General features: G+C 45.1%; 19 protein-coding genes and 1 riboswitch. Of the genes, 8 read left to right on the top strand and 11 right to left on the bottom strand.

The features are described from left to right. Positions 1 to 720: 720 nt before the first annotated feature. Positions 721 to 1,218, top strand: coding sequence for a thiol peroxidase (gene tpx, locus AB6C75_RS19235; protein WP_371695924.1), 498 nt, complete (start codon positions 721 to 723; stop codon positions 1,216 to 1,218). Between the two features lie 135 nt (positions 1,219 to 1,353). Here tpx and uvrD read toward each other — a convergent pair whose 3' ends face one another. Continuing rightward, complete coding sequence (gene uvrD / locus AB6C75_RS19240; RefSeq protein WP_372108747.1) at positions 1,354 to 3,528, bottom strand: DNA helicase II; 2,175 nt, start codon at positions 3,526 to 3,528, stop codon at positions 1,354 to 1,356. A gap of 264 nt (positions 3,529 to 3,792) precedes the next feature. Here uvrD and AB6C75_RS19245 point away from each other — a divergent pair, with 264 nt between their 5' ends. From AB6C75_RS19245 to AB6C75_RS19260, 4 genes are all read left to right on the top strand, one after another. Continuing rightward, positions 3,793 to 4,053: a DUF2282 domain-containing protein gene (locus tag AB6C75_RS19245; protein WP_004736650.1), complete on the top strand. Its 261-nt coding sequence runs from the start codon at positions 3,793 to 3,795 to the stop codon at positions 4,051 to 4,053. 64 nt (positions 4,054 to 4,117) lie between these two features. After that, positions 4,118 to 4,978: a DUF692 domain-containing protein gene (locus AB6C75_RS19250; protein ID WP_372108749.1), complete on the top strand. Its 861-nt coding sequence runs from the start codon at positions 4,118 to 4,120 to the stop codon at positions 4,976 to 4,978. Further along, positions 4,975 to 5,742: a DNA-binding domain-containing protein gene (locus AB6C75_RS19255; protein ID WP_372108750.1), complete on the top strand. Its 768-nt coding sequence runs from the start codon at positions 4,975 to 4,977 to the stop codon at positions 5,740 to 5,742. The genes AB6C75_RS19250 and AB6C75_RS19255 overlap by 4 nt, the downstream gene beginning before the upstream one ends. Position 5,743: 1 nt before the next feature. Further along, positions 5,744 to 6,202 (top strand): DoxX family protein, encoded by a 459-nt coding sequence (locus tag AB6C75_RS19260; protein WP_004736653.1) that lies wholly within the window; start codon positions 5,744 to 5,746, stop codon positions 6,200 to 6,202. An 86-nt stretch (positions 6,203 to 6,288) separates the two neighbouring features. Here the strand turns inward: AB6C75_RS19260 and AB6C75_RS19265 are convergent, their stop codons facing one another. Next, complete coding sequence (locus AB6C75_RS19265) at positions 6,289 to 6,570, bottom strand: hypothetical protein (RefSeq protein ID WP_004736654.1); 282 nt, start codon at positions 6,568 to 6,570, stop codon at positions 6,289 to 6,291. Between the two features lie 102 nt (positions 6,571 to 6,672). Beyond that, positions 6,673 to 7,872 carry a multidrug effflux MFS transporter gene (locus tag AB6C75_RS19270; RefSeq protein ID WP_029222012.1) on the bottom strand — a complete coding sequence of 400 codons (1,200 nt, stop codon included), beginning with the start codon at positions 7,870 to 7,872 and terminating at the stop codon, positions 6,673 to 6,675. 101 nt (positions 7,873 to 7,973) lie between these two features. On the opposite strand from AB6C75_RS19270, the gene AB6C75_RS19275 reads away from it, so the two are divergent. Beyond that, positions 7,974 to 8,915 carry a LysR substrate-binding domain-containing protein gene (locus tag AB6C75_RS19275; RefSeq protein WP_017061320.1) on the top strand — a complete coding sequence of 314 codons (942 nt, stop codon included), beginning with the start codon at positions 7,974 to 7,976 and terminating at the stop codon, positions 8,913 to 8,915. Positions 8,916 to 9,037: 122 nt separating this feature from the next. After that, on the top strand, positions 9,038 to 10,828 hold the full coding sequence (locus AB6C75_RS19280; protein ID WP_372108753.1) for an aminopeptidase P family protein: 1,791 nt from the start codon (positions 9,038 to 9,040) through the stop codon (positions 10,826 to 10,828). A 151-nt stretch (positions 10,829 to 10,979) separates the two neighbouring features. On the opposite strand, the gene thiH is transcribed toward AB6C75_RS19280, so the two are convergent. The 8 genes from thiH to AB6C75_RS19320 form a co-directional block, all read right to left on the bottom strand. Next, entirely contained in the window at positions 10,980 to 12,107 is a 1,128-nt protein-coding gene (thiH, locus tag AB6C75_RS19285) for a 2-iminoacetate synthase ThiH (protein ID WP_102339322.1), read from the bottom strand. A gap of 7 nt (positions 12,108 to 12,114) precedes the next feature. Continuing rightward, on the bottom strand, positions 12,115 to 12,879 hold the full coding sequence (locus AB6C75_RS19290; RefSeq protein WP_102465081.1) for a thiazole synthase: 765 nt from the start codon (positions 12,877 to 12,879) through the stop codon (positions 12,115 to 12,117). A gap of 2 nt (positions 12,880 to 12,881) precedes the next feature. Then, positions 12,882 to 13,091: a sulfur carrier protein ThiS gene (gene thiS, locus AB6C75_RS19295; RefSeq protein ID WP_016789613.1), complete on the bottom strand. Its 210-nt coding sequence runs from the start codon at positions 13,089 to 13,091 to the stop codon at positions 12,882 to 12,884. Then, on the bottom strand, positions 13,088 to 13,870 hold the full coding sequence (locus AB6C75_RS19300) for a ThiF family adenylyltransferase (protein WP_372108756.1): 783 nt from the start codon (positions 13,868 to 13,870) through the stop codon (positions 13,088 to 13,090). Before AB6C75_RS19300 ends, thiS begins: the two co-directional genes overlap by 4 nt. Continuing rightward, complete coding sequence (locus tag AB6C75_RS19305; RefSeq protein ID WP_372108758.1) at positions 13,860 to 15,152, bottom strand: thiamine phosphate synthase; 1,293 nt, start codon at positions 15,150 to 15,152, stop codon at positions 13,860 to 13,862. Before AB6C75_RS19305 ends, AB6C75_RS19300 begins: the two co-directional genes overlap by 11 nt. Next, the gene (gene thiC / locus AB6C75_RS19310; protein ID WP_017108620.1) at positions 15,152 to 17,101 is read right to left on the bottom strand and encodes a phosphomethylpyrimidine synthase ThiC; all 1,950 of its coding nucleotides are present in this window, start codon (positions 17,099 to 17,101) and stop codon (positions 15,152 to 15,154) included. The genes AB6C75_RS19305 and thiC overlap by 1 nt, the downstream gene beginning before the upstream one ends. Positions 17,102 to 17,230: 129 nt before the next feature. Next, a riboswitch (TPP riboswitch) is annotated at positions 17,231 to 17,329 on the bottom strand. Between the two features lie 62 nt (positions 17,330 to 17,391). Further along, positions 17,392 to 17,775: a fluoride efflux transporter CrcB gene (crcB, locus tag AB6C75_RS19315; protein WP_004736665.1), complete on the bottom strand. Its 384-nt coding sequence runs from the start codon at positions 17,773 to 17,775 to the stop codon at positions 17,392 to 17,394. Positions 17,776 to 17,875: 100 nt separating this feature from the next. Further along, positions 17,876 to 19,258, bottom strand: coding sequence for a multicopper oxidase family protein (locus tag AB6C75_RS19320; protein ID WP_372108760.1), 1,383 nt, complete (start codon positions 19,256 to 19,258; stop codon positions 17,876 to 17,878). Positions 19,259 to 19,752: 494 nt separating this feature from the next. Between AB6C75_RS19320 and AB6C75_RS19325 the strand changes: the two genes are divergently transcribed. After that, positions 19,753 to 20,517: an IS630 family transposase gene (locus tag AB6C75_RS19325; protein WP_372108762.1), complete on the top strand. Its 765-nt coding sequence runs from the start codon at positions 19,753 to 19,755 to the stop codon at positions 20,515 to 20,517. Positions 20,518 to 20,792: the final 275 nt, after the last annotated feature.

A 20,792-nucleotide genomic window follows, 5' to 3' on the forward strand; every position in this document is an offset into this window, starting at 1 on the left:
CAAACCTATGCGAGTCACCCCAGCAGAGCTGGGGGTTTATCAATGTTTAATTAAAAGATACGTACATTTATTATTCAAATAATTATATAGAAATTCGCTTATGCACCATTGCTGATAAATAAGGAATCGGTAATATGAATGGTGTCGGAAGGATGCTGACACGGAACAGGAAACGCCAAGGACTTGGTTATCTTCAGGATGAAGATTCGATTACTCAGGATGAATAATCGGCATGGATAGCGAAATGGACATTGAATGGACGCAATAGTAACTAGGATGGTTGCTACTAAGGAAAGACAATGGACACCTCTGGACGAGGAAAGGACTGAACATCAGGATGATGTAAAGGACACCGCTCAAGGAACAAGTGACGCGCGCTAACGAGGATTGTTGGCAGATCAGGATAAGATCAAGGACACCGCTAGGAAGGCGACGAAAGGAATACGCTGAAGGATAACAGCACACTATCATGGATTTGATGCATGGAGCACACTTAGTAGCCGGATTGCTGCGAGTAAGACTATAGACCCCGATGAGCGCAAGCTCTCGGGGTTTTTCTTTATCTGTCGTTTCATTTATTCCCCTCTCAAACAAATAAATCAAAGACCTTTGATTACAATTCTGACATTTAAAGCATTCACTTCTTAACCACTTCCGAGTAACGTAAGTCGAACTAGACTCAACTAGTTTCACATCCATAATTAAACTAAGGACAAATTCATGTCACACGTTACCTTCAAAGGCGCTGCTGTACCGCTAACAGGCACATTCCCACAAACAGGTGAAAAGTCACCAAGCTTTGCACTGACTGCAGGCGATCTTTCTGAACTGACTCTTGCTTCTCTTGAAGGCAAGAAAGTGGTTCTAAACATCTTCCCAAGCATCGACACAGCCACTTGTGCAACGAGCGTACGCACGTTCAACGCAAAAGCGGCAGAGCTTGAGAACACGGTTGTTGTTTGTATTTCTGCTGACCTACCGTTTGCTGCGGGTCGCTTCTGCGAACTAGAAGGCATTGAAGGCGTTCAACACGCCTCAACTTTCCGTTCTCCTGCATTCGCATCAGACTACGGCGTAGCGCTCGCTGAAGGCCCACTATCAGGCCTAACAACACGCGCAGTTGTCGTTGTTGATGAAAAGGGTGTGGTAACACACAGCGAGTTGGTTGCAGAGATCACTGAAGAACCAAACTACGAAGCGGCACTTGCAGCACTGTAAGTCTCACTTTGAGGCAGCAATGCCTTAAGCTTGTATTAACCTAATTTAGGTCGGTACAAAGCAATAAAAAGAGCAGCCATTGGCTGCTCTTTTGGTTTTTAATAATGAACGAGTTTTAGATACCGAGCTAGTAGATTAAAGCTGCTCTAATCGAGCGTAAGCCGTTACTAACCACTTAATCCCTTCACCGTTAAACGCAACTTGAACTCGGCTTTGTGGGCCACTTCCCTCGAAGTTGATGATGGTACCTTCACCAAACTTAGGGTGCTTAACGCGAGAGCCTAAGCTAAAGCCTGTTTCGTTAAAGTTCTCTTTCACGGCGGTTTGGCTAAAGCGACCACTGCTTGCAGGGCGACTCACTTGCGCCTTCATACGCACTTCATCCAGACAGGTCTCTGGTAGCTCACGAATAAAGCGAGATGGCTTGTGATACTTGTCTTGACCGTACAAACGACGCATCTCGGCGTAAGTGATGTAGAGCTTCTCCATCGCACGGGTCATGCCGACGTAACACAGACGACGTTCTTCTTCTAAACGCCCCGCTTCTTCTGCCGACATCTGGCTTGGGAACATACCTTCTTCAACGCCAACCATGAATACCATTGGGAACTCTAGGCCTTTGGCACTGTGCAGAGTCATGAGCTGAACCGCATCATCAAATTCATCAGCCTGACCTTCACCCGCTTCCAAAGCCGCATGAGTCAAGAATGCCGTTAGCATGCTCATTTCATCCGCTTCTTCTGGTTTTTCAAACTGACGCGTTGCCGTTACCAATTCTTCCAAGTTCTCAATACGAGCCTTCGACTTTTCGCCTTTCTCTTGCTCGTACATCGCAAACAAGCCCGACGATTTGATCACGTGGTCGGTTTGCTCATGAAGTCTCAGTTCTATGGTGTCATCTTCAAGTGCATTGATAAGTTCAATAAAGCGGCTCAAAGCACCCGCAGCACGACCTGGTAACACTTGCTCTTCTATCAGAGCAACACTGGCTTCCCACATGGTTGCACCACGATCACGCGCTGCAAGACGAATCGTTTCTAACGTTTTATCACCCAAGCCACGAGTCGGCGTATTAACGACACGTTCGAATGCCGCATCATTGCTGCGGTTACTCATTAAGCGCAGGTAGCTCAAAGCATCTCTGATTTCCTGACGCTCGAAGAATCGCATGCCACCGTAGATTTGGTAAGGTAAACCACCTTGAATCAACGCTTCTTCAAGCACACGAGATTGGGCGTTGTTACGATATAGCATTGCGGTATCTTCTAACGCACCACCTTTCTCTTGCCACTCTTTGATTTTGCTGACCGTGAAGCGCGCTTCATCTAACTCGTTATAAGCAGAGTAAACAGAGATAGGCTCGCCATCGTTGCCATCAGTCCACAGCTCTTTACCCATACGCTCAGTATTGTTCGAGATAAGCTCATTCGACGCCTGCAGAATGGTTTTGGTTGAACGATAGTTTTGTTCGAGTCGAACCGTTGAAGCGCCTGGGAATTCATCCAAGAACTTCTGAATATTTTCAATTTTAGCGCCACGCCAGCCATAGATAGATTGGTCATCATCACCCACGATCATCACGCGACAATCCGGGCCTGCCATCATGCGAAGCCAAGCGTATTGGATGTTGTTGGTATCTTGGAATTCGTCGACAAGAATGTGCTTAAAGCGAGCTTGGTAGTGCTCGCGGATGTGTTTCTTATCGCGCAATAGTTCATGCGATCTCAACAAGATTTCCGCAAAGTCGACCAAGCCAGCACGGTCACATGCTTCTTGGTAAGCAGAATAGATCTTTAACCACGTTTGAGTTATTGGATCATGGTAGGCGTCAATGTGACTTGGGCGTAGCCCTTCGTCTTTCTTGCCATTGATCCACCAAGAAGCTTGTTTTGCAGGCCACTGCTTTTCATCAAGGTTTTGCGCCTTGATTAAACGACGTAGCAAACGAATCTGATCATCTGAATCAATGATCTGGAAATCTTCTGGCAGTTTTGCATCGAGGTAGTGAGCACGAAGGATGCGGTGACAGATACCGTGGAAGGTGCCGTTCCACATGCCTGACGAGCTGCCCATCATCAACTCTTCAATACGACCACGCATCTCTGCTGCCGCTTTGTTGGTGAAGGTAACCGACATGATAGAGAACGGTGATGCTTGCTCTACGCTTTGTAACCAAGCGATACGATGCACCAACACTCGCGTTTTACCACTGCCAGCACCTGCCAGAATAAGTAGGTTTTCTAAAGGTGCTGCGACCGCCTCACGTTGTTTGTCGTTTAGGCCATCGAGTAAAAGCGAAGGATCTATCATTGGATATGCTCACTACTGGGTATTTATACATAAAAGTCGATTATAACCTAAACACTAGGCTGCGTTTAGGATAATAAGAAGAAAAAATAATCAAAAATTAACATCATAAAATCAGTCACTTAAAAGATAACTCATCATTAATATTGATATTTCTTATAATGCCGTGAAATTATTTCCTGGTTCTTCCTATCCTTTTTAGTAAGCAAGTTAACAATTCATTAACCTGCGATATAAAAATACTATTAAGTCCTAGAGGGAATGACTATGAAAAATTCTAATCTTGCTGTTACAGCTGCAATCACAAGTGTACTAGCGTTCGGCGGTGCAGTTCTTACATCAGCACCTGCGGAAGCAGCAGCAAAAGAAAAATGCTACGGTGTGGCAAAAGCTGGCCAAAATGATTGTGCAACCAAAACAAGTTCATGTGCGGGTACAGCAAAAGAAGACAACCAATCCGATGCATTCGTAGTCGTACCTAAAGGGCTGTGTGGCAAATTATCAGGTGGTAACACTCAATCATCATAATTGAGCTGCTTAGCATGGTGAGCTGACATTCAGCTCACCTCCACTTCTTATTAGGAGAATCGTTGTGACTCAAACTCTTCATCCCAACACTGGGGTTGGCCTTAGAACACCGCACTTGGACTTCTTCAGCCAAAACCCAGCCTTAGTGAGTTGGTTAGAGGTGCACAGCGAGAACTACTTTTTAACTCAATCACCGCAACGTCAACAACTGAGAGAAATTCGTAACGCCCACAACATAAGTTGCCACAGTGTTGGGTTGTCGCTAGGTTCTGTTGATCGCATCAATCAACATCATCTGATGCAGTTAAAAGATCTGATTGATGATATCGACCCCTTCTTGGTTTCTGACCACCTCAGCTGGAGTCAGACCGGCGGTCATTACTTCAATGACTTGTTGCCGCTGCCTTATACCGAAGAGGCGTTAGAAGTCTTCTGCCGCAATGTCATCGAGGTTCAAGACAGCCTACAACGTCCTATGCTGATTGAAAATCCATCGAGCTACCTTGCCTTCAAACATTCAACCATCCCAGAGTGGGAATTTTTAGCCGAGGTACGGAAGCGCACCGAGTGTCGCCTACTGCTCGATTTCAATAATATTTTTGTCTCATCTTTTAATCACGGTTTCAGCTGTGAAGAGTATCTCAATGGAATACCAGCAGACAAAGTGGAAGAGATTCACTTGGCAGGTTTTACCAAAAAGAAACTCGAACAAGGTGAGATCTGGATAGACACCCACAGCAAGCCTGTCTGTGACGAAGTATGGCAACTCTACACGCAATGGATAGAACAACATGGTTCGCGCCATACCTTGATAGAGTGGGATTTAGATATCCCAGAGCCACCAATTTTATTGGCTGAAGCGGCCAAAGCCAGTGATATTTTGTATCAACACGACAAGTTTAACCAAAGGAGTCGCGCATCATGAGCCACTCTTTAGCTAATGTGCAATCGGAGTTTGCTAACGCCCTACGCTATCAAAACAATGGTGAGCACTGCGACATAGTGAGCAACCACTTTACCGATGAACAGCGCATACAGATCTACCGAAATAACTTTGTGATTAGCTTGAGCGAAGTACTGGCAGCAACCTACCCACTCACTGAAATGCTGGTTGGTGAAGAGTGCTTCCAACAAATGGCTCGTCAACATGTCTTAAGTTATCCATCAACCTCTGGTGATGTCAGTGGTTACGGTGAACACTTTGAACAAACTATCCAAGCCTTTCCTGCGGTTATCGAGGCTGCACCTTATCTCGGTGAAGTAGCTTTGTATGAATGGCAAAAAGATAGCTTGGTGAGATGCGTTTCAGAATCACATGTCGACCAACGTCCTCTTTCTCGTTTAGCTGATGTACCACAAGAACAACAAGGCGCTTTAGTCTTTCATCTCAAAGATTCAATAACTCTAGTTAATTCTAGCTATACGATTATCGCGCTTGAGCAGGCTATCTACCAGCAACAACTCGATGGGTTAGACATCAAGCAACCTGAATTTGGGGTGTTAATCCGAGCGGAAAATTTACAGGTTGAGAGCCATCGTTTGACGCAAGAAAGCCACCAACTATTAACTGAATTGCAATCGGGTCAAACGCTCTCAGCGATAGACCCTTTACTACTACAACATCTGAATACTGTCATGACACTGAACGTCATCTCAGGCTTTTCAATCAATGCCGAATTGGAGACATAATATGGATAACAACACAGTCACGAACATGATGGCTCAATACGACAGTTTGATTGAGAAATCACAGGCACTTTTTGTTCCCGTACTACTTCTGTTTTGTCGCCTATGGGTGGCGTGGGTCTTCTTTAATTCAGGACTCACCAAAATAGCCACTTGGGATAGCACCCTTTACTTGTTTGAATTGGAATACCAAGTGCCTCTTTTGCCTTGGGAATTGGCCGCTTACATGGGTACCGCAGCTGAATTGATTCTGCCGGTATTCTTAGCGCTTGGCTTGTTAACCCGACCAATGGCTGCAGTGCTGTTCGTTTTCAATATCATGGCCGTCGTGTCATACCCTGTATTGTGGGCACAAGGCTTCTATGATCATCAGCTTTGGGGATTAATGATTCTTATCGTCGTGGTATGGGGAGCTGGACCATTTTCACTTGATAGAATCTTAAAAGCGCAGTTCAAAAACTAAACCTCTTTTCCATGGTCTCTAAATTTACATAGGTCCAAAACGCAAAAAACCACTCAATTGAGTGGTTTCTTTTTATCTGGAATAAACTACTTGTTTAGAAAAGCTTGTAGCTCTTCAGCAGAGATACCTTGCTCGGCTAGCTCTTTTGCTAGTAGCTGAACTTGTTCACCTTTACGAGATTCAACCACGCGTTGAAATTGGTAAATGATATCTCGCAAAGTATCAATTGGAACTTGTTTTGCCGCACTGCGAATACGCTCTTCACTTTGGTTTCCTAGCTCTTTAAGCAATTTACCAAACATGACCTTTTCAGGTGCATCTTCCATTTGTTCTAAGATGCGCGCCATTTCGTAGGTTGTTAATGACATTACAGTATTTTCCGTTGGGGACTAACGTTTCAATGAGTGACAAATATACCATGTTTTAACGTTTCGCAAACCGCCATTTGTATATTTTGTCACCCTTGAGACTTATGCCTTAGCAAACGTCGTGTGCCACGACTTACCCGCTTTGCTCGCAAGCACTAACAATGCAGGAACAATAAGGAACATTTGCAGAGCAATCATCACTTGAGACGTTAAATCAAGACGTTGCATCGTACCAACAAGCAGTCCTGAACCGCTCATTTGGAACAAGCCAAGCAACGCAGCTGCGGTACCCGCACGGTCACCAAAAGGTTCAAGTGCCTTACCGGCTGCGGCACCAAGAATCCAAGCGAAGCCAACTGAAGATAGGAAAATCGGCAGCATGAATGCGATCGCGCTAGCATGCTCAGCAAGCACCAACATAACCACACCCGCTAAGCCAAGCGTTGAAATACCGACAACCAATGCTTTGTAAGTACCAAAACGATCCATAAACTTCGGCGCAGTGAATGCAGCCGTGATGTTGATAACCGCGTTGATGCCAAACCAGAACGTAAACTCATTCATCGTCAAACCTAGGTTTTCCATCAGCACAACAGGTGCAGAGGTAACGTAAGCAAGAATGACCGCCATCGCCATCAAGCATAAGGTTGCATGGAAGATGAATGATGGTGTTTTCAATACCGACCAGTAACGCTCAAGTTTGAACACCGCGACCTTTTCTGTCGCCGGATTAGACTCTTTCATTTGGAAAAACAAAATTGTGCCAACCACGACAGCGAACACAGCCATGAAGCTGAAGTTCGAACGCCAGCCAAACTGTTGAGTCAACCACGCACCAAGAATCGGTGCTAATGCAGGAATAAAGCAAATTGCACCATTAAGGTAACTGATCATACGGCCACTCTTCTCAGGGCCAAATAGATCGCGAACCGTCGCAAAGGCTGCTACAGAAGTCGCACAAGCTCCTAAGCCTTGTAGCAGCCGAGCTATTAGCATCATATCAATCGATTGAGCTGCCCACGCCAAGCAAGCACTCAATGCATAGATACTAACACCTCCCAATGCAACGGTTCGACGTCCTAGCTTATCAGCCAAAGGGCCTGCAAATAATTGCCCGACACCCATGGCGAATAAAAACCAAGTAATCGTATCTTGTGCTAATGCGTGTTCCACGTGAAACGCTGTTGAAATTTGTGGCAGAGCTGGAAGATAAATATCTATAGCCAGAGGGCTAAATAGAACCAGCATTGCCAATAAAGCAACCTGCAGTTTACTAGGGGTTGGAAGCGCGTTAGAAGGCACAAGATTCTCCGAATGAGTTAATTTAGGTGCATAATAACCAACTAAAGATATGAACAAAAATGGCATATACTCATTAGCATTATTCCAAATAGGAAACTCACATGAATATCGAGAAACTATCACGCCTCGACCTCAATCTATTGGTTTGCTTACAGGTGCTGATGGAAGAGCTGAGTGTCACTCGCACTGCGCATCGATTATGCTTGAGCCAATCAGCGGTGAGTAAGTCGCTAGCCAAGCTTCGTGAACAATTTAATGACCCCCTTTTTACGCGAAGTGCTCATGGCCTACGACCAACACCGAAAGCTGTGTTCCTCAAGCCTCGGTTAGAAACGTTGATCAACCAACTTGATGTTCTCACTCAGCCTGAGACATTCATTCCCAACAACAGCGACCACAGTTTTCATATTGCTGCCGTTGAGAGTGTTTACCCGCTGATTCTTCCGCACTTCTTACCTGCAATATTTCGACAAGCACCTAAGGTCAATATCAACACCCATGCTTGGACAGAACAAACCTTTAAGAAACTGCAACTTGGCGAACTAGATATCGGACTCACTGGCAAAGACATCGACATCAACGATGCGCGTTTAACTATGCTGCCGCCAGACGACATTTGCGAACAAGAGATCTACCGCGACGCACAGATGTGTGTGCTAAGACGCAACCACCCCGCTCTGAATGGTAAATGGGATTTGGAAACCTACCTTGCGCAGCGTCATGTACAAGTAAGGTGTGATGGTAACGACCGCTGGCTGCTCGACTACAAACTGGCTGATCTTGGCCATCAACGTGATATCGCTATTTCTGTTCCAGACTTCAATAGCGCCGCAAGCCTGTGTACTTACACCGACTTTGTGTTTACCGCACCAAGCCACTTTACTTACCTCGTCGCTAAGCAGCTCGACTTAGTGGTTGTTCCTTTGCCAATGGAATTCCCACCGATGGCATACACTTTGTTTTGGCACCGTGACAGAGAAAATGACCCAGCCTTAACTTGGTTACGAGATATCATCAAAGAAAAAACTCTGCACCTTAGATAAAAATGGCGTACAGCGTTTGCAGCAAACGAACAAAAGCGCTAGCTTATTGACCTAATAAGTCCCCTCGCATGTATATCGACTGTGAGTGTTAACAAGGACCCTAACAATAAGGATAAACACAGATGCACAATATCACTGCTGAACGCGTTGCTGCGGTTCGAGCTTGGCTTGAAACAAACAACCTAGATGCCGTTATCATTCCACATGAAGACGAATATCTAGGTGAATACGTTCCCGCTCATAACGAGCGACTTCACTGGTTAACAGGTTTCACTGGCTCTGCAGGTGCCGCTGTTATCACTCGTGAAACTGCTGCTATTTTTGTAGATGGTCGCTACACCGTTCAGGTTCGTAAGCAGGTACCAGCAGAGTTATTTGAGTATCGCCACCTTATTGAAGAACCGGCTTTAGATTGGATCATCAATTCATTGCCACAAGGCAGCAAGGTTGCATTCGACCCACGCATGCACACCGCAGCTTGGTTGAAAGGCGCACAAGCAAAACTCGCAGAGAAAGTTGAGCTAACAACGCTATCAATAAACCCAATAGATGAGCTTTGGTCTGATCGTCCTGAACCTGTCGTGTCTGATGTTCGCCTAATGGCAACAAACGCCGTTGGTCAAGCAAGCGAGAGCAAGCGTGCTGAGATTGCTGGCTTACTAAAAGCAAAAGGTGCGGACGCCGCTATCCTTACCGAGCTCGATTCTATCTGTTGGTTGCTTAACATTCGTGGTTTAGACGTATCTCGCCTACCTGTTGTACTGTCTAATGCAATCATTCACGCTGATGAAAGCGTCGATTTCTTCCTAGACCCAGCACGCATCCCAGCAGGCTTTGAAGCACACGTTGGTAATGGTATTCGAGTTTCTCACCCATCAGAGCTTGAAGCCCGCCTTCAATCTTTAGAGGGTAAGAATGTGTCTGTTGATTCAGGTACCAGTAATGCTTGGTACACGCTGGTTCTACAAAACGCTGGTGCTTATATCATTGAAGCAGCAGACCCAAGCTTAATGCCAAAAGCCGCTAAGAACGCAACTGAAATTGCCGGCATGAAAGCGTGTCACATTCGAGATGGCGTGGCGATGGCGAAATTCCTGTCTTGGATTGATGCAGAAGTCGCGCAAGGTAACCTGCACAACGAAGCTGTACTAGCAGACAAAGTACAATCATTCCGCGAGCAAGACCCAACGCTGATGGACTTAAGTTTTGACACAATTTCAGCAGCAGGTGGCAACGCTGCAATGTGTCACTACAACCATGAGAACCAACCTGAACCCGGTCAGCTAGAACTAAATACTCTGTACCTAGTCGATTCAGGTGGCCAATATCTAGATGGTACAACCGACATCACTCGTACTATCGCAATTGGCCAGCCAAGCAACGAAATGATCCAACAGTTCACGTTAGCGCTTAAAGGTCACATCGGCATTGCACGTGCACGTTTCCCACAGGGTACTCGTGGTTTCCAACTTGATATCCTAGCTCGCCAACACTTATGGGCTGAAGGCTTCGACTACGACCACGGTACTGGTCACGGTGTTGGTCATTTCCTAAGTGTTCATGAAGGTCCACAAAGCATCTCTAAGAAGCTGATCGACGTACCTCTTGTTGAAGGCATGGTGTTATCAAACGAGCCGGGTTACTACCGTGCTGATGAGTTTGGTATCCGCATCGAAAACCTAGAACTGGTTGTTGAACTGCCAACTCAAGGCGACTTCTCAGTACTAACCTTTGAGTCACTAACTCGTTGCCCTATCGATAAGCGCAACATCAATGTTGATTTGCTAACACGACCTGAACTGGCGTGGCTGAACGACTACCATCAGAAGGTATGGAACGACGTTAGCCCATTAGTTGAAGGTGATACATTGGAATGGTTACGCCAATCGACAACTCCATTGGCTCACGCTTAATGCTTAGCTAAGCGCTTAACTGACCCAAAACGAGCTTGCTCGGTTAATAAGTTAAATAGCAAATAGCAAAACGGCTACCCAAAGGTAGCCGTTTTTATTTGCCTGTATCATTACATCGATGTTTCACGTGGAACATCGAGCAATATGTAGCTTAACCAGAATAGGCGCTATGCCAATCACGCCACACTGGGTCGAAACCTCGCTGACGAATCATCGACTCGACATCAGCAGCACTTCTCTCATCACTGATCTCAAACTGCTCAAGCTCTTCTTCACCAGAAGCATAACCACCGGGTTGGGTTTTAGAAGCCGCCGACATACTGGTGATTCCCAATGGCAACACATTGTCGCGGAAGGTTGCTGACTCACGAGTAGATAGAGATAGCTCGACTTCAGGATTCAAGAGTCGATATGCGCAGATAAGCTGAACCAACTGTTTATCGTTCATGATCGACTTAGGCTGCAAGCCTCCACTAGAATCTCCCCCCTCGCACGGGCGAAGGCGTGGGAACGAAATTGAGTAGCGAGTCTGCCAATAAGTTCGCTCTAGGTAATCTAAGTGAGCAGCAACAAAGAAGCAGTCGGTTCGCCAATCTTCCAAACCAATCAAGGCACCAATACCTATCTTATCAATCCCCGCCTTTGCCAAGCGATCAGGGGTTTCAAGACGATATTCAAAATCCATTTTATTACCACGTAGATGATGCTCAGCGTAGGTCCTCGGTTGATAGGTCTCTTGATAAACCATCACCGCATCTAAACCAAGCGTTTTAAGTTCGGCGTAATCTTGTTGGTCAAGCGGCTGCACTTCCATCGCAAGGTAGTTGAATTGCTTTTTGATATTCGGCAACACCTGTCGAAAGTAATTCATCCCGACCTTAGTTTCATGTTCACCGGTGACCAACAAAACGCTATCGAACTTCATCTTTTTGATAGCCGCACTTTCGGCATCAATTTCATCCAAAGTAAGCGTGCGGCGCTTGATACGGTTCTCCATTGAGAAACCACAATACGTGCACGCGTTAGCGCACAGGTTAGAAAGGTACAAAGGAATATAAAGCGACATTGTATTGCCAAATCGCTTACGAGTTAGAGCCAACGATTGTTGTGCCATCTGCTCTAAGTAAGGTTCTGCCGCCGGAGAGATCAGAGCCTTAAAGTCTTCTAAGTCACGTTTGGGTTTACTCAGAGCACGTTCAACATCCGCTGCCGTTTTACTGAAGATAGACATACCAATGTCATCCCAGTTGAGCTGTTTAAATCTATCAACAAACGTCATAGCAATACTACTCGTCTAGGAATGAAGTTAACGGGCTCGAAGCAACCGCGTGAGATACTTTTCCTGCAAGTCCAGCAAGGTAAGCCATACGCCCCGCTTCAACTGCCAACTTAAACGCAATTGCCATTTCAACCGGCTGTTGAGAAGCAGCAATTGCGGTATTCACTAACACAGCGTCTGCGCCCATTTCCATTGCACGTGCAGCATGTGATGGCGCGCCAATACCCGCATCAACAATCACAGGCACGTTCGCTTGGTCGATAATGATCTCTAAGAAGTCTGCAGACGCAATACCCTTATTTGAACCAATCGGCGCACCTAACGGCATCACTGCCGCACAACCCACCTCTTCCAAACGCTTACACAAAACTGGGTCGGCATGGCAATAAGGCAACACTACAAAGCCATCTTTGACCAGTTGCTCAGCAGCTTTAAGCGTTTCAATTGGGTCCGGCATCAAGTACTTTGGATCTGGGTGAATTTCCAGTTTGAGCCAATTTGTACCCAGTGCTTCACGAGCCAAATGCGCAGCAAAGACGGCGTCTTTTGCATTCTTAGCACCTGACGTATTCGGTAGTAAGTTCACACCAGCATCAATGATGGGTTGTAAAATGTCGTCTTGCTCAGAGCGAATATCAACTCTCTTCAGCGCCATAGTTGCCAGTTGAGAACCTGAGGCTTCGATAGCACTCGCCATCAAGTGCTTATTGGCAAACTTGCCAGTTCCAGTAAAGAGTCGAGATTGAAACGTTTTATCTGCGATAGTTAACATGGTTAGCCTCCTGCAATGGCTTGGAAAAGGGATATAGCGTCGCCTTCATTGACGACCGTTTGTTGCCACTGGCTACGCGGGACAACCGCATTATTGATTGCAAATACACAACCTAGATCAGGTAATGATAGAGCTTGGATAATGTCCGCTAGAGACGAAGAGTACGCTACCTGTTCTGGTTGCTCGTTTATCGAGATCGTTATATGGCTCATTGGATTTCTTCTTCTAAATGCTTAACTACAGACGCACTGCACACAGGACATTCACTATCTTGAGTGACCATAAGGTTTTGCCAATTCATCGTCTGGCCATCGAACAGTTTGAGTTGGTGTGTTGCGACCTGAAACTCACCACGAGTTAGACGTTGAATAGCAGCCAAAGCTTGAAGGTTACCTATGGTGCCAACAACTGGGCCTATAATGCCGCTATCGCTACAACGAGTCGTTTGTGGATGATGTCTGAACGGGAACAAGCAGTGATAGCACCCTTTCTGATTCTGATAATCAAATACAATAAACTGGCCTTTCCAGCCAATTGCAGAACCAGAAATCAAAGGGGTCTTCGTGCTGAAACATGCTTGGTTAACCTGCTGGCGTGACTCGAAGTTGTCAGTACAATCCAACACTAAGTCAGCTAGCATCACTTCAAGCTCAAGCTGACTTTCACTCATTCGTTGATTGATGGTTCTTACTTGGCTGCGACCATTGAGTTCACTCACTTGTTGCTTGAGAGCTTCAACCTTAGGCGAACCTAACTGACTTTCCCTGAACGCGACCTGTCGTTGCAGGTTCGATGAATCGACACAATCATCATCGACCAGCACGATCTTTCCAACACCAGAAGCAGCCAGGTAAAAAGCCGCAGCATTACCTAAGCCACCACAACCAATCAACAACACATGACTATTTAGTAAGTTGCGTTGCCCTTGCTCACCCACTTCAGGTAACGCAATTTGTCGTTGATAACGAATGAATTCAAAGTCACTCAGCATAGCTAGGCTCCTGTATAACCTCTTCCTTAAGAGTTGGAGATTTAGGTGCCATCAGTTTTTCGAAAAATTCGATCACTTTCTGCGGGTCTTCCGCCAATGTAATCGCACGTACCACCGCCAAACTCGATACCCCACACTCCCACACCTGCTCAGCTGTCGATTCGTCAATACCGCCAATAGCAACCGTCGGATAACCAGTGAGTTGGTCTGTGTATGGGATAGTATCAATCAGCTGTTGATACAGAGATAAACGAACTAAACCTTGAGGCTTTGATGGCATCTGTTTAGTTGTTGTTGGGAAGATATGCCCTAGCGCAATATAGCTTGGGTTGATTTGAACAATGCGGAGCAACTCGTAATAGCCATGAGTAGAGAGACCGATCTTGATACCTGCTTGGCTCAACTGTGAGAGGTTTGACTCTTCAATATCCTCTTGCCCCAAATGAACACCAAATGCGTCATGCTTGAGTGCAAGCTGCCAATAGTCATTGATAAAAACCTGAGCGTTATGCTCTCGACCAAGCTCGATTGATCGCGCGACTTGTTGTTCTAAGTCCACTTGCTGCGGGTTTTTAATACGTAGTTGAACAGTGTTAATTCCGAGCTTGAGCAACCTTTCGATCCACTCAACATCATCAACCACAGGGTATAAACCTAGACTATTCTTACCCAGCTCAGGAAAAGAAAGCACTGTCCCTTGATTAGCCCAACCAACGCTTATATTCAATCGTTGATCTTCAAGAGCTGGAATTGGAAAGTTTTGGTAATGTGCTGGCCATGTTCCACGTGAAACATTGGACGATGCGCGAGCTAAAACTAATGCGTCCTCTAATGGGAATTCCAGAGCCAACAAAGTAAGTAACCAAGCAAAGTGGCCGCGATTATCTAACTCCTGATGAGCTGTAGTTTCACTCTTGATAGCACGATTAGCATCCCGGTGTGACCAGATATCCAGTACAGTTGAATCATCTGAGACACCGACATAGATGGTATTCGGAGTTTGTATAAAGGCATCACAAACCTCAGTTAGCGCGACTGAACTACTGTAATCAACAACGTGGTTCAGTTTCGCTAGCTGACACTCCGCCAATGAATCAACATCATGAGCAAAGCCAATAGATAACGCCTGCTGAGTGTCAACGATAGAGAAGTATTGAGTTGGGCTTACACCCAACTCAACTGCATCGGTTGCCAAGCCTTGTCGCTTAGCAACCAATAGACAGTTCTGCACCTCTCCCGTTAACTCAATATTTTGAGATGGGATGAGTATCTTCACTGTCATTACTCCTCTAATTGAGCTTCTTTTGCACCTACTGCAGGGTGGTAAAGTTCAGAGCCAGTATCACGGAACTCTTGTGATTTCTGACGCATCCCTTCCAGCGGATTATCTAGCATCTTAATCTCGATAGCCTGATCCGCGGCCACTTGTTCGGTGTCTTTCGCATACTCTCGGACTTCCTGAGAGATCTTCATCGAGCAGAATTTAGGTCCACACATTGAGCAGAAGTGAGCAACCTTACCGGATTCTTGTGGCAGAGTTTCATCATGGAAAGAACGTGCTGTTTCAGGGTCTAAAGCTAGATTAAATTGGTCTTCCCAACGGAATTCAAAACGTGCTTTAGATAATGCATTATCTCGGATTTGTGCGCCTGGGTGCCCTTTCGCAAGGTCAGCAGCGTGTGCAGCTAGCTTGTAAGTAATCAGGCCGGTCTTCACATCTTCTTTGTTTGGTAAGCCGAGATGCTCTTTAGGGGTTACATAACAGAGCATCGCACAGCCGTACCAACCAATCATGGCCGCGCCAATACCAGAGGTAATATGGTCGTAACCAGGAGCAATATCTGTCGTCAGTGGACCTAACGTATAGAAAGGCGCTTCATGGCAGTGTTCTAACTGCTCATCCATATTCTCTTTGATTAGGTGCATTGGCACATGACCTGGGCCTTCAATGATCACCTGAACGTCGTATTCCCAAGCGACTTTAGTCAACTCACCTAGAGTACGTAACTCCGAGAATTGAGCCTCATCATTGGCATCTGCAATAGAGCCTGGACGTAAGCCATCACCTAATGACAGGGCCACATCATACTTCGCACAGATCTCACAGATCTCGCGGAAGTGTGTATATAGGAAGCTCTCTTGGTGATGTGCAAGACACCATTTCGCGATAATAGAACCACCACGAGAAACAATGCCGGTCACTCGTTTGGCCGTCATCGGAACGTAGCGAAGCAACAAACCTGCGTGGATAGTGAAGTAATCAACACCCTGCTCTGCTTGTTCAATCAAAGTATCGCGCATCACTTCCCAGTTAAGGTCTTCCGCAACGCCATTCACTTTTTCAAGAGCTTGATACATAGGAACCGTACCGATTGGTACAGGGCTGTTACGTAAGATCCATTCGCGAGTCTCGTGAATATTACGGCCGGTAGAAAGGTCCATTACGGTATCGCCACCCCAGCGAGTTGACCATACTAACTTCTCAACTTCTTCTTCAATCGAAGAGCTTACTGAAGAGTTACCGATATTAGCGTTCACCTTCACTAAGAAGTTGCGACCAATAATCATCGGTTCTGATTCTGGGTGGTTGATGTTTGAAGGGATAATAGCTCGACCTTCAGCAACCTCTTTGCGCACAAACTCAGGGGTAATTTCTTTCGGTAGATTTGCGCCAAAGTTATGGCCAGGATGTTGGTGGTTAAGCTGCTCATCAGCAAACTTCTGACGCCCCATGTTCTCACGTATAGCAATGTACTCCATCTCAGGAGTGATAATCCCCTGACGAGCATAGTGCAGCTGAGTAACACATTGATCGCCAGTCGCACGACGAATTCTAGGTAGGTTGCCGTAACGAAGGTCGTCTAGAGTTTCATCTTCTAAACGTTCTTTAGTGTAAACAGAGCTTACATCGTCTAACAGTTCCGTATCACCACGCTCATCAATCCATTGCTCACGCAACTTAGGAAGGCCGCTATACAGGTCTATTTGATGTGTGGGGTCAGTGTAAACACCTGAGGTATCGTAAACTTGAATGGGTACATTAGGTTCGAATACAGGCTCTTTTTTGGTACCACCGACAAGGCTATCAGCGAGTGATATTTCTCGTACAGGAACTTGAATATCTTCTCGAGATCCTTGGATGTAAGCTTTTTTTGAATTTGGATAAGGTTGTACGGATAAAGAATCGATGAAATTCTTCGCTTCCAGTCTTGCTTGTTTACGACTCGACATAGCATTTTTCCTTGGCTTTTAGCCATTATTTATAGGGATAAAAATGCTTGACGGATTAGATGCTACAAGAGGGATCACGGTAAGAAATACAGTTATGATCTGGAGATAGATCTCTAGAAGGATTCTAGTTAGATATCTACTCTTGTTCCCTTCGCAGGTATTAGCCTGATCAGGTTCAACGGATCCCGAGTTAACGGTCTCAGCCATATGGCACTCCGACAAGTTCGATCGAGTATATAAAAACGGCTTGGATAAACCAAGCCGAGTTGTTAACAAATCGTAAGAAAGTTTTAAGACTTTATCAAAAGTTGGAAGCCGATCCATGCTGCTGAGATGCTGAGAACCACGTTGAGTAACACATTGAGTCCCATCTTAAAGAAAGCACCCTGCTGCATGAGAAGCACGTTATCCATCGAAAATGTAGAAAATGTAGTCAGTGCTCCAAGGAAACCAAGACCGATAATTTGTCTCCATGGTTCTGTCGCAACCATCTCATTCTCAAACGCTGCGATGAGTAAGCCCATAATTAAAGAGCCAATCACGTTAACAGTTAGCGTACCATAAGGAAAACCACGCCCTAGCATCACCACACATAACTCTGAAATCAAATAGCGCGAACAAGCACCAAATGCGCCACCAATGGCAATAAAACCTAAAATAGATAACTGGCCCATGAATCCTCCCAAACAATAATCCCTATATTCTAGCTTTAACGCCGATAAAAGCGAGGGTAGAAACTAAGAATGCATGCGCAAATATTAAACGTTACAGGTGTCACTTAACTTCGATATATCCCATTAGACCCGTTTTCATGTGTTCTATAACATGACAGTGATACATCCAGCGTCCTGGGTTGTCTGCAACAAATGCAGCTTTAGCTCGGCCGTTTTTTCCAAGTAGCACTGTATCGGTATGGAAAGGTTTTTGAATTTTTTTACCATCAAGTTCCAATACAGTGAATGTATGACCATGAATATGAATCGGGTGATGATATTGAGTGACGTTCTTAAGATCAAATATGTAAGTCTTACCTAGCTCTAAAGTCGCCAACGGCTCAGGGATATTGTCTTTGCTCATCCCCTCCCACGCTCGTTTATTAGTAAGCCAAAATTTAGGCATCGATTTACCATCTTTAGATACAGGTGAAACTGCACCCTCCCACTCGAACACGAAATCGATCTCTTCAGCATTAGAAAGATCTAGGTTAGGTACTGGATTCAATGGTAATAATGGCAACACTCGCTCTTGAGTAAATGCTGAATCTACGACTTCAAATTCACACAAAGAAAATGGGAAACGCCCTTTCATTTGGAGAACGTTAACTCGCTCACCAGCTTTAGGAGCGATCAGTCCGATATCAACACGCATCCCTGGACCGATTTTATGTTGAATCAGTTTGTAAGGCGTTTTCACAGGGTTACCATCGATGGCAATCACCCAAGCCTCAGCCCCTTCGATAGCAATAGGATAAGTGATCGTATTATCGACATTAGCAATACGCAGTCTAGTCGCGGCATACTGCTTCAACTGATATACGGGTTCATGAACTCCATTAACACTACTCCACTCACCAGGAGTGCCCATACGAGCACTGAGTCGAGGAATCATTAAGTCTTTCCATTGACCTTGCTTGTCGATATGCCAATGTTTAAGCATCAATGCGTGTTCTTCGTCAAACTGCACGGGAGTGCTTTCTTCTACGATAATAAGGCCAACTAAACCCATACCAAGTTGTTTAACGCTATTCATATGTGGGTGATACCAAAATGTGCCAGCATCTGGCGGTGTAAACTCATAAATGAATGTTTCACCTGGCATGATCGGTGGCTGACTTAAGAAGGGGACACCGTCCATTTCGATAGGGATTCTTAAGCCATGCCAATGGATAGTCGTCGGCTCTGATAGCTTATTCGTAAAACGAATTGTGACCTTTTCACCCTGTCGACATCGAATCGTCGGAGCTGGGATCTGTCCATTAAAGGCTAAGACATTGGTATCAAATCCCGCGACTAACTCAGCTGTTGAAGGTTCAGCAGTTAAGTCATAAACATACTTACCTTGCCCATCAACAGACCGCTTCATAGAACAAGCGGGCAAAACAGTTAGTGCAGAAATAGCGAGAGATGATTGAATAAACTTACGACGGGAAATATCCATATTTGTTGCCTTTTAGTAATAACGACCAAAATGTAACAAAATATTGAGAATAATTCTCATAAAGAAGTGGGGATTGTGTTGTTGGTTGTTTATAAAAGAAGCTGGGATAAGTGAGCACTTACCTTTCTAAGATCAAATATCAGCCAAGGCAAGAAATGACAGCTTAAATATCACACATATAGAAAGCCAAAAGACCTCCCTCCTTGACTCGATCTTCAAACTATTACGGAAGCGTTTAGGTTCGAATATCCAAATTACACAAATTAAGCGAAACCATTATAATAAAAAAGGCTCCAGCAGTTCTGCTAGAGCCTTAAATTTGGTTAGTTAGGTGGGCTGATACCAATTAAAGTAAAAATATGATCTAATTGAGGCTGTCGAACTCTTACAGAAAATCGCCATGGATAGCCTTAATAATACTGATTTTAAAAAGCTAGCAAGCCAACAAAAAACCATTCAAATGAAGGTTCGCTTACTAGCACTCGCGCACTCAAATTGCCACATACCTTAAAGTCAGTCGAACTAGTGTAAACAAATGGGTTCAAGCATTTCTTGAAGAAGGATTGGAAGGGCTTCAAGAAAAACCTCGCACAGGCAGACCTGCATATCTCAATGCAGAACAACGAAAACAACTCTGTACATTCATTAAGAAAGAAGCAGAGTTCCCTTCAGGCGGGCGCCTTGTCGGAAGCGATATACATGACTACATCGTTAAACACTTTGATAAGCACTACCACCCTAATTCCATCTATTATCTCCTCGACCACATGGGGTTTTCTTGGATAACCTCTCGCTCCAAACACCCTAAACAATCACAGCAAATACAAGACGATTTTAAAAAATTCCAAATCGAAACGATCCTTAAGATCCCCGGCCATATTGGGCTAGAGAGTGTTGATGTCTGGTTTCAAGACGAAGCTAGGTTTGGCCAACAGAACACAACGACACGTCTTTGGGCGACTCGTGGAACGAGGCCTCGCGTGGTAAAACAACAGCAATTTGAATACGCTTATTTGTTTGGTTCGGTATGCCCTGAAAGAGGAATTGGCGAAGCCATAGTGGTTCCTTGGGTTAACAAGGACATAATGACAAATCACTTAGAGCAGATATCTAAGGCTACTGAAAAAGGACGTCATGCTGTCGTTATAATGGATGGTGCAGGCTGGCATACCGATGATATTGCGAGAGAGTTTAATAACGTCAGTACTATTAAGCTTCCTCCCTACTCTCCAGAGCTTAACCCTATAGAGCAAGTTTAGAGTTGGTTGCGACAACATTATCTAGCGAATCAAAGTTTCACTGATTATAACGACATTGTTTCTAAGGTTTGTCGCGCTTGGAATGGATTTCTTGAGTGCAAAGATCGTGTCACAAAAATGAGCAGAAGGGATTGGATAAACCTGATCAGTTAATTTTCCGGATTGGTATAAGTCGGGGAATCCGCTGCTCTGCTAATGGCATATATTAGATTCAGAAAATAAAAAGGCTCTAGCATTTCTGCTAGAGCCTTAAATATGGCAGGGGTGGAGAGATT

The sequence above is a fragment of the Vibrio sp. 10N.237.312.B06 genome (assembly GCF_041464685.1).
Lineage (GTDB): Bacteria > Pseudomonadota > Gammaproteobacteria > Enterobacterales > Vibrionaceae > Vibrio > Vibrio tasmaniensis_A.